The organism is Candidatus Magnetaquiglobus chichijimensis, from assembly GCF_045865675.1.
Taxonomy (GTDB): Bacteria; Pseudomonadota; Magnetococcia; order Magnetococcales; family Magnetaquicoccaceae; genus Magnetaquiglobus; species Magnetaquiglobus chichijimensis.
Genome location: NZ_BAAFGK010000004.1, coordinates 1535648 through 1545837 on the forward strand (window position 1 = coordinate 1535648; position 10190 = coordinate 1545837).

Below are 10190 nucleotides of genomic sequence, written 5' to 3' on the forward strand. Positions count from 1 at the left end.
GGCATCTCAACGCCCCCGGCTCAGGGCTGCCACGGCTTCGCGTCAGGCTTCAAGTATGCGGGAAACGGCGCGGCAAGATCAATGGGGGAACCATCCGGAGGCGTGGGACACAGGCCCCTGTCCAGCTCACCTCGGATGCCCCAGGAATCGCATCGCCTCGGCTTTCCCGTCACCCGCCGGTCGGTGACGGGAATTTTTCCTTCCCCATCATTCCTGCTTGATCTTCCCCAACGGGTGGCGCAGGATCAGCGCTCCCATTCGCATCGCCCCATCGCGGCGCCAGGCTCCCAGGGAGTACAACCGGTCATGCCCAACAATGCCATTGAAGTGGAAGCCAATCTGATTCGCGAACAACCCTATTTCGCCTCCCAGGGGTCTGAAATCGAGCTGTTCGACGCCGCGTATCGGAATCGCATTCCCGTGCTGCTCAAAGGCCCGACCGGATGCGGCAAGACCCGGTTCGTCGAACACATGGCCTGGCGGCTCCAGCGTCCCCTGATTACCGTCTCCTGCCACGAGGACATGACCACGGGCGATCTGGTGGGGCGTTTTCTGGCCGTGGGAGGTGAGACGATCTGGCAGGATGGTCCCCTGACCCGCGCGGTGCGCCACGGCTGCATCTGTTATCTCGATGAAATCGTCGAAGCGCGCAAGGATACCATCGTGGTGATCCATCCCCTCGCCGACGACCGACGGGTGTTGCCCATCGACAAACTCGGCATGCTGTTGAAGGCCGCGCCCGAATTCTGCCTGGTGATCTCGTACAATCCCGGCTATCAAAGCGTCTTGAAGGATCTCAAACAGAGCACCCGGCAACGGTTCGTGGCCATGGAGTTCGATTATCCCTCCGCGGATCTGGAAGCGACCATCCTCGCGAGCGAAACCGGCATCGATCCAACCCTGGCCGATCTGCTGGTGCGGTTCGGACAACTCACCCGCAACCTGAAAGGCAACGGCCTCGAAGAGGGGGCCAGCACCCGTCTGCTGGTCCATGCCGCCCGATTGATTCAATCCGGCACCCAGCCCGCCCTGGCCTGCGAGGCGGCCATCACCCGCGTGCTCACCGACGATGCCGAGATGTTGTCCGCCATCCAGGCGTTGAGCGAAACGATCTTCTGACCATGCGTCCACGCGATCCCCCAACCGACACGCTCGAGGAGATCGAAACGCGGCTGGAAGCGATTCTCGAAGCCGCGCTCTCCTCCCGGCGCACCGTCACCGGGATCGCCCGGATCTGGGCCGAACGCACCCCCGATCAACGCCGGCTGCTCCTGCACTGGCTGCCGATCGTGGCGGGTCTGAATCCGGAACTGGGCTTTCAGTGCGCCCGCATCGTGCCGGCCTGGCTCGACGATCTGGATCCCGAAACGCTCAAGCACCGACTCCAGGAGGTGATGCACCGGTACGATCAATCCGGATTGCAGGCCGCTCTCGAAGCGTTGCGGGGCGGTGGCGATTCGGTGCGCAACGCTGCGGCCAGCGTGCGGTTGAGCGCGGTGATGGGGGTGTTGCATCACTTCGTCACCGGTCTGGGAGGCCGACGCCTGGCGATTCAGGAAGGGGCCATCCCCCTCACCACCACCGAAACCCTGATTCTGCCCCCCACCCTCTCCCTGCCGGGCAAACCCCACGACACGCTCAAGCTCTACCAATGCCAGACCGCCCATCTGTGGGCGTTGGGACGATTCGGAACCTATTTCCTGGAACTGCCGGAACACATGTCCCACCATCCGGATCCCGAGGAGGCCAGCCGCTGCTATCTCACCCTGGAGGCCTATCGGGTGGATGGGATTCTGGCCCGGCGACTGCCGGGTTTGGGACGGTTCATGGCGCCATGGCTCCACCCCAACCGCTTCGTCCCGCCCTGGAACACCCATCTGGCGGCGTTGCTGGCCACGGACGGCTCCCGTCAGGAGAGTCTCAACCGGCTGGATGCGGTATATGGTTCGCCCTTGCCCGAACCACCCCCGTTTCATGCCGCGCTCGATTTCAAGCCGGCACTCTCGACCCTGCAACAGCGTCTGGAACGGGAGAAACGGCTGTTCCGAAAGATCCTCGGCACCACCCTGGCCAACCAGAAACCACGCCAGATGCCCACGGATCGGACGGAATCGACCCTGGAGGCGATACCCCTCGAGGACGGCATGACCCTCGAACTCCGTCTGGACGGTCAACCGCTGATCCTTCCGGACGACTTGCAGACCGTGGCCCGTTCGATCGTTCAGGATCTGGGACACCTGCCGCCGGAATACCTGCAAGCCGCCGGTCCGGGCGGCTATCGGGCCGACACCAGCGGACAGGACGAGGCGGATCCGGATTCCGCCCGGATCTCCCCGGGCGATCTGCCCGAGGATGCGTTTCTCTACCCCGAATGGGATCACCATCGTCAGGGCTACCGGCGGGATTGGTGTTTGTTGCGGGAGAAGACGCTGGATGGCTCCGACGATCCGGTGTTTGCCAGAACGCTCCAGAAACACCAGGGATTGTGGCAACAGTTGCGCCGCAAACTCGAATGGCTGCGCGGGGGGGACCGCTGGCTGCGACGCCAGGAACAGGGCGACGAGGTGGACACCGATGTCTGGCTGGACGCCTGGATGGAGGCGCGCATGGGACGGGAGACCGATCCCCGGCTGTTCCGCCAGCGCCGCCACGACGAACGCAACATCGCCACCTTGATCCTGGTGGACATGAGCGGATCCACCAAAGGGTGGGTCAACGAGGCGATTCGCGAAAGTCTGGTGCTGTTGTGCAAGGCGCTGGAGATGTTGCAGGACCGGTTCGCGGTGTACGGTTTTTCCAGCATGACCCGCAAGCATTGCGACTGGTATGTCATCAAGCGGTTCGATCAGCCCCTGGATTCGCAGGTCGAAGGTCGCATCGCGGCCATCGCGCCCAAGGACTATACCCGCATGGGGGTGTTCTTGCGGCACGCCACCCATCTGCTCAACGAACAACAGGCGCGCATCCGGCTGCTGATCACCCTTTCAGATGGCAAGCCCGAGGATTACGACAGCTTTCAGGATGGGTATCGGGGGAGTTACGGGCTCAAGGATACCCGCCAGGCGTTGATCGAGGCCAAACATCTGGGCATCCATCCGTTTTGCATCACCATCGACCGGGAGGCGGGGGAGTATCTGCCCCAACTCTACGGACCGGCCCGCTACGTGGTGCTCGACGATGTGCGCCTGCTCCCCTTGAAGATCACGGACATCTACCGCCGCCTGACCAGCTGAGCCCAAGCCTTCCAAACGGGCCGGATCCGGCTCCGCTCACCCTCGCCGGGGTTTGACCGACCAGGCCAGAAACAGCCAGCCGCTCAAGAAGCAGAAACCGCCCAGAGGGGTCAGCGCCCCCAGAACGCGGATCTGCGTGAGCGCGAGCAGATACAGGGAGCCCGAAAAGATCGCGATCCCCGCCATCAGCAGCCATCCCGCCCGGATGGCCCGGCGCGGTTGGGGAGCCCGTTCCGCCACCACGCCGGCCAGCACCAGACCCACCCCATGAATCAGGTGGTAATAGGCGCCGGTCCGCCAGGTCTCCATGGCCGCCTGGGAGAGCGACGCCATCAGGGCATGCTTCCCGAACGCCCCCAGGGCCACGGCCAACAGAGCGTTCAGGCTGCCGAGAAAGATCAACCGGCCCGCCGCGCTCATTCCATCCCCCGCCGCGCCCATTCCGTCACCCGCCGCGCTCATTCCGTCACCCGCCGCGCCCATTCCGTCACCCGCCGCGTTCACCCCGTCACCCGCCGCGCATGCGACATGCGGGCTTTGGTCATGGTTTTGGAATGACATGGCTCAAACCATCCGACCCGATGTAAACCGCCAGGATCCGCACCGGCACGGCGCCGCGATTGGTGCCCCGGTGCCAATGGTTCATGGCCTCCATGAAGGCGCTGCCGGGCTGAAAGGTGCGCGTGCCCTGATCGCCATAGTCGATGGTGACCTCGCCGGAGAGGATGTAGGCATACAACGGGACGCCGTGTTTGTGCCAGGCGGTCTCCTCGCCAGGGTCGATGGTGACGATGGTCGAGGTGATGTGCATCGGCGCGCCGTCGGGCAGATGCAACGGCTCGTTCAACACGGTCTGACGGGTGGTCAGCAGGGGTTGAACCTTTTGATAGGGTCCATCCGCATGAACCGTCCCGAGCGGCGCAACGAGCATCCACCCCATCATCAACGCGATGCGCGCGCGTCTGATCATCCTGAATCCGGACGTTGCGGGTGGCCACCCTCCCCCCCATCCTGCACATTTAAAAGGGGCGAGGCTCGATTCACGCTTCATGGCAACAGATGGACCGCCCTGAGCACCTTTTCGACCGCGAGGTGGCATGGCAACTGGGTGTTCGTGTGATGCCAGGCATTGAATACCGGCGTGAACGGAACCCCAATGCGGGAGTTCATGCCGCCAAACCAGTCCAGCGTGCCGATGAACTGGTGTTTCTTCTGGCAGCTTTTGGGCAGATCCGTGACCGCGCCCAGGGTCACGACCTGGAGTTTGTTCAAGCACACATGCCCGGCCTGTTCGCGGAGGAACTGTTCGAGCACGTAGCTGATCATCAGGCTCCCCTTGCTGTGTCCCAACAGCAGGCGCAGATCCCCCGTCTGTCTGGACAAGAGCGTCATCAACGTTCTGGTATCCTGGTCGCCAGGCGGGGCGATGAATGGCAGTTTGTGCCACTCTCCTGCCGTGGCTGCCTGAGCCACCTTCATCCCCCAGGTCATTTGCGGAAGCCGGTCGAGAAAATGCTCCAACTCCATGCGGGTCTGGTCCACGGCGCCGTAGAAGTACCACCCGTTCAGCGCTTCGTCCATGATATCCAGCATGCCATAGCCGGTCACCACGGCGACCACATCCATCTGGTAGACATTGGCGACGTTGCGCGCCAGTGCCGCCGCGCCCAGAACCGAGCTGCCCACACCAGCCAGCACAATGGCCTTGGCCGGGTGATCCTGACTTTCGAAAAATGCCTCCACCGATGCATAATGGCGGATCGACGGGCATCGGGTGCTCCGCGCCGGGGAGACCACGACGATGGATCCTTCCCCTTCGATCAAAGGCGTGAGTTGGGAGCGTTCCGAGGCGGTCAGGGCATCCACGTCATAAAACAGCGCATCCGCGTAGGCGTTGCGATTTTTCAGATAGGACGATAGCACTTTGACCATCGAATCTTGCCAGTCTTTCATGGCTGTCTCTCCGTTGGATAATGGTTACGCAGCAGGAATATCACCGCGATCATACGTCAACCGACTCCCTTGGAGAAGTGTAAATCGAACGCTGCCAGGATGCACGAAAACGACGGTTCAGACCCGTTGACAAAGAGCCGACACCCTCCCTTTTGCCACTGCGGGAAACCCGGTCGGCACGCCACGGATCGCGAGGGGTGGTGATCTGGCGGAAAAAGTGTTCCAATGCCCCCTGGCGATGACGGGTGAGGCCATCCCTGGAGCGCCCTTGCAGGGCGTTGCCCACATGGGGAGGGAATGGGCATGGCCAGACTTTTTCTGGAGCGCCCTTGCAGGGCGTTGCCCGCATGGGGAGGGAACATGGTCAGCCTTTTTCGCGAGGCCGTTCCGGGAAATTCCGCCATGCCCCCTGCCCATCTCCGTTTGCGGAGCCTGGCAAGGCCTGGACTGAGGTACGCGCCATGCATCGCCCCTTTCATGCCCACCAACGTATCCATCCGGTTTGACGCGGCGCCATGGACACAACCAAACACGCTCTTTCCTATCCTGTCTCACTGTGGGATCGACTGGTTCAACAGCCTGGATTGGGAACGCAGATCCTGCTCGCCTCCCTGATCATCCATCTGCTCGGACTGGCCTCCTCGCTGTTCGTGATCCATGTTTTCAACCGCTACCTGGGACATGGCATCGCCTCCACCCTGATCACCCTGGCGGCGGGTTTGCTGTTGGCGGTGGTTCTGGAGTTCGGGTTCCGTCAGGCCCGGCATCGCATGGCGGAAGGGTTTCTGCGCCAGCCGGAAACCTGGTTGCAGGATCGGCTTTTCGCGGTGCTGGCCCGCGCCCGGATTCCCCACCTGGAACGGCTGGGTTCCCAAACCCATCCAGAGGCCCTGCGCGCCCTGAACCAACTGCAAAACACCTGGTCGCCGGTCAACCTGCTGGGGTTGACCGATGCCCCCTTCTCCGCCCTGTTCTGTCTGGCGATCTTTCTGCTCAACGGAGAGCTGGGACTGGCGGTGCTGGTGGTGCTGGTGACCATGACCCTGGCCAATTTCGCCTTCGGGCTCTCGGCCAACGACCAATCCAGCCAACTCGCCCAATCCCAGGCGCGCCTCGGCATGATCCAGGCATCCTATCAACACCTCGACCTGGTGCGCTGCGCCAACGCCGCCCCCTGGCTGGAACGCTTGCTGGGCGAGCGGTTCGCCGAAACCATCCAACACCGGCGCACCCTCCATGCCCTGCAATCCCTGCTGCAATCCCTGGCCCAGTCCGGACAGGGGATCCTCACCCTGGTGGTGATCGCTCTCGGCGCCCAACTGGTGGTGGCCGGCAAACTGGATACCGGCACCCTGATCGGCATCAATCTGCTCTCCGCCCGCGCCCTGGCCCTGATCGGCAGACATGCCCAACTGCATACCAGCCTGGTGCAGGCCAAACAGTCGCTCACCTTTCTCAAACGACTCCTCGAAGCCCCTCTCGAGTCCGAACAGGGAACCCAACCGCCCCACCACGCCGGACGCATCGGTTTCGCGGACATGGCCTTTCACCACCCCGGATCGGCCACGGTGCTGTTCGAGTCGCTCAACCTGAACCTCCAACCCGGCGAATTGCTGCTGGTGCATGGCGGCAACGGCAGCGGCAAAACCACCCTCGCCCGCCTGATCATGGGGTTGATCGAACCGGCACGCGGCGCCATCCTGGCCGATGGCATCGATCTGCGCCAACTCCAACCCGCCTGGTGGCGACATCAGGTGATCTATCTGCCCCAGGAGGTCCAGTTCTTCGAAGGCTCCCTCAAGGACAATCTCGCCATCCTCGATCCCGAGGTCAGCGAAACGCGGCTGCTGGCCATCCTGCGGGAGGTGGGGCTGGAACGGTTCCTCACCGAAAGCCCCGAGGGGCTGGGGCGCATCCTGACCCGAGGCGGCGCCAGCCTCCCGTTCGGAATCCGGCGCCGTCTCGCCCTGGCCAGGGCGCTGGTGGGAGATGGACGCCTGGCGCTGCTGGATGAACCCTTCGAGGGGTTGGATCCGGAGGGGTGTCAACATGTGGCGCGGGTGATCCAGAATCTCCGCGCCCGCGGATGCACCATCCTCCTCTTCTCCAGCAACGACAAACTGCTCGCCAATGCCAACTGGAGCTGCGATCTGGATGTCAAGCCGACTCCGGCTTTGCGCGCCAACCCCCAGGGACAGCCTCCCGCCCTCCAGACCGAAACATCCGCCAGACCCGTCGCCTTCGCCACCCTTGCCGGCCCATCCCCGGAGAATCTCGCTTCGAACCGTCTGCAAACCCTGTTCAACCTCGGGCTTGGCGTCGCTTTCGCGCTGCTGATCACCTGGGCTCAGGTCGGCAAGCTCGACATCATGAGTCTCGCGGAAGGCAAGATCGTCCCCTCCAGTCAGTTGCAGCAGATCCAGCATCTCGAAGGAGGGATCATCCGGGAGATCCTGGTCCAGGAGGGACAAAAGGTTGAAGCGGGGCAACCCATGGTGGTGCTGGATACCTTGGCCAACGCTTCGGATCTGGGCGGTGTGCTGCAAAAAATCCGCACCCATCAAGTCGATATGCACCGTTTCATGGCCGAGGACGGGGATTCCGAACGATTCGCCCTGGAGCCCGGTTTTGCCTGGCCGCCCTCGGTGCGCGCCTGGCTGGATGGAAACGACGAAGCCTTGGGCGCCGCATTGCTGGCGCGGGTCAACGAGGAACAACTGCTGCGTCAGACCGGAGAGCTGTTTCAGGCGCGCCGGGAAAAGGTGCAGTCCGCACTGCGCACCCAGGACGAGGATATCCGCCAGAAAGAACAGGATATCGCCCAGATCCAGGCCAGGCTGAAAAGTCTGGAACAGTCGGTGTCCATCATCGACGAACAGTTGAGCATCAGCGCCCAGATGATCAAGGCCAAGGCCACGAGTCGCTTTGAACACCTGGGTCTGCTCAAGGAGAAGACCTCTTTGACCAGTCGCATCTCCGAGGATGGCGCGGCCATCAAAAAGGCCGATGCCGCCCTGAAAAAGGCTCAGGAGGAGCGGCGCACCATGTTGGGACGTTTCCACGAGGAGGTGCGCATCGGGTTGGAAGAGAACCAGCGCAAGCTCAACGAAGCGGTCCTCCAGTTCGAAAAGCTGGCCGACAGCCTGGAACGGACCACGATCCGCGCGCCGCTGGCCGGCACGATCAAGACGATCCATCACGTTACCATCGGCGGCGTGGTCGGACCGGGGGAGACGGTGCTGGATCTGGTGCCTGGGGATGAGCGACTGCTGGTCGAAGCCCGGTTGCTGGCCGCCGACGTGGGGCATGTTCGGCTGGGCCAGCCGGCCCATGTGCAGCTGTCGTCCCGCGATGCCAGCCGGTTCGGGCGCCTGAACGGGACCGTGGTCCACATCGGGGCCGATACCCTGGTGACCCAGGAGGGGTTCACCTATTATCTGGTGCGCATCATGGTGGAACGGGAGTACTTCGAAAACAACAACAACCGCTATGACCTGGTGCCTGGCGTGGTGGTGAGCGCCGGCATCATCACCGGAACCCGTTCCATTCTGGAGACGATCCTCTCACCCTTCCTGGCCAACATGACCTTTGCCCTGTCGGAACGGTGAGCGGGATCGGGGGCGAATCACCTGCCCGCTGATTTGGGTTCACCGCCCATCGTATCCCGCAGGCGTCCCATGCCACTGAGGATTTGATAGGCCGAAAGCACCCGTTTGAACTCCTCGGCCTGCCAATCCTTGCGCGCCACGTAGAGGGCACTTTCCGAATTGAGCACATCCAGCCAGGTGCGTTTGCCCAGTTGGAACTGATTGTGATACGCCTGGGTGACGCTGGCCGTGACCTCGACATGTTTTTTCAGGTGACGGACACGGGGTTCGGAGGATTGCAGACCCGCCCAGGCCCGCTCGATCCGCTCCCGCGCCATGAGGCGGGTGTTGTCCAGAATCTCGCGCCGTTGCCCGAGACGCTTGGACATCTCATCCCGTTCCGCCCGATCCCTGCCGCCCCGGTAGAGGTTGTAGTTCATCGTCACCAGGGCCGAAACCGAATTGTCATGCCCCTCCACACCGTTGACGTTGGCATTGTTCGACAGATTCAGCTTCAGATCCACCGCCGGCAGAAAATTGGACCGGGTGAGATCCTTGGAAGCCTCGGCGCTGACCACATCCGCCTTGGCCATCAACACGGAAGGGTGATCGACCAGAGCCGCCTCGATCGCGGCTTGCAGGGTATCCGGCAACCCCTTGGGCATGGCCGGCATGGTCAAGCGGTCGGGCTTGCGGTTGACGACCCGCAGAAACCGGGCCACCGCGCTGTCGTACTGTCCCTGATTGGCCGCCAGATTGGCCAGGGCCAGCGCCAGGCGACTCTCGGTCTGTTCCACGTCGGCCACGCTGCCTCCGCCGGCTTCGGCCTTCTCCTCCACCACCTTCTTCACCCGTTGATGCAACAACACATAATCCTTGTCCAGCTCCAGCAGTTGTTGCAGACGCATCACCTCCAGGTAGGCCTCCACCACGGTGATGCCGATGGTCTCCTCGACGTTGGCCAGATTCTGCCCGGCGGAATCGACGTTGGCCTCTGCCTGTCCCAGGTTGTATCGGGTGCGCAGGGCATCGAAAACCGGTTGGGTGATGATCACGCCGGTCTCACCCCGCGTCAGGGTGAGGTTGTGATCCCCGGGATTGTTGACCGCACGCGTGGTGGGGTTGTCGCTGGTTTCGCGGCCATACGTGCTGGAAAGGTCGATGCTCGGATAATAGCCCGCCTTGGCCTTGGGAAGGGTGGCGAGCACCGCCTGAAGATTGTCGCGCGCGGCCAGAACCTCCGGATTGTTGTCCAGGGCATGGTGTACGGACTCAAACAGGGTGATGCCGCGCGCGGGTTGGACGGGCAGCAGAAACATCAAGCCCGCCAGAACGGAGGCACGCAGCAAGCGCGCTCCGGACCGGCCTGTTCTCTTATGCATGAATCATGGACTCCCTTGCCAGACCTCGAGGAGGG

General features: G+C 62.9%; 7 protein-coding genes. 3 read left to right on the forward strand and 4 right to left on the reverse strand.

The window, feature by feature from the left end; all coding sequences use genetic code 11:
• Positions 1-306: 306 nt before the first annotated feature.
• Entirely contained in the window at positions 307-1119 is an 813-nt protein-coding gene (locus ACOY6C_RS10820) for a CbbQ/NirQ/NorQ/GpvN family protein (protein ID WP_420905491.1), read from the forward strand.
• A gap of 2 nt (positions 1120-1121) precedes the next feature.
• Entirely contained in the window at positions 1122-3233 is a 2112-nt protein-coding gene (locus tag ACOY6C_RS10825; protein WP_420905492.1) for a nitric oxide reductase activation protein NorD, read from the forward strand.
• 36 nt (positions 3234-3269) lie between these two features.
• Here ACOY6C_RS10825 and ACOY6C_RS10830 read toward each other — a convergent pair whose 3' ends face one another.
• The 3 genes from ACOY6C_RS10830 to ACOY6C_RS10840 all read right to left on the reverse strand — a co-directional run bounded on the left by ACOY6C_RS10830 (position 3270) and on the right by ACOY6C_RS10840 (position 5186).
• A complete protein-coding gene (locus ACOY6C_RS10830; RefSeq protein WP_420905493.1) occupies positions 3270-3794 on the reverse strand; it encodes a DUF423 domain-containing protein in 525 nt (174 codons plus the stop codon).
• A complete protein-coding gene (locus tag ACOY6C_RS10835) occupies positions 3775-4203 on the reverse strand; it encodes a cupin domain-containing protein (RefSeq protein WP_420905494.1) in 429 nt (142 codons plus the stop codon). Before ACOY6C_RS10835 ends, ACOY6C_RS10830 begins: the two co-directional genes overlap by 20 nt.
• A 77-nt stretch (positions 4204-4280) precedes the next feature.
• Positions 4281-5186: a hypothetical protein gene (locus ACOY6C_RS10840; RefSeq protein ID WP_420905495.1), complete on the reverse strand. Its 906-nt coding sequence runs from the start codon at positions 5184-5186 to the stop codon at positions 4281-4283.
• 515 nt (positions 5187-5701) lie between these two features.
• Here ACOY6C_RS10840 and ACOY6C_RS10845 point away from each other — a divergent pair.
• Positions 5702-8794 (forward strand): HlyD family type I secretion periplasmic adaptor subunit, encoded by a 3093-nt coding sequence (locus ACOY6C_RS10845; RefSeq protein WP_420905496.1) that lies wholly within the window; start codon positions 5702-5704, stop codon positions 8792-8794.
• Between the two features lie 17 nt (positions 8795-8811).
• Here the strand turns inward: ACOY6C_RS10845 and ACOY6C_RS10850 are convergent, their stop codons facing one another.
• A complete protein-coding gene (locus ACOY6C_RS10850) occupies positions 8812-10122 on the reverse strand; it encodes a TolC family outer membrane protein (protein ID WP_420905497.1) in 1311 nt (436 codons plus the stop codon).
• Positions 10123-10190 lie beyond the last annotated feature (68 nt).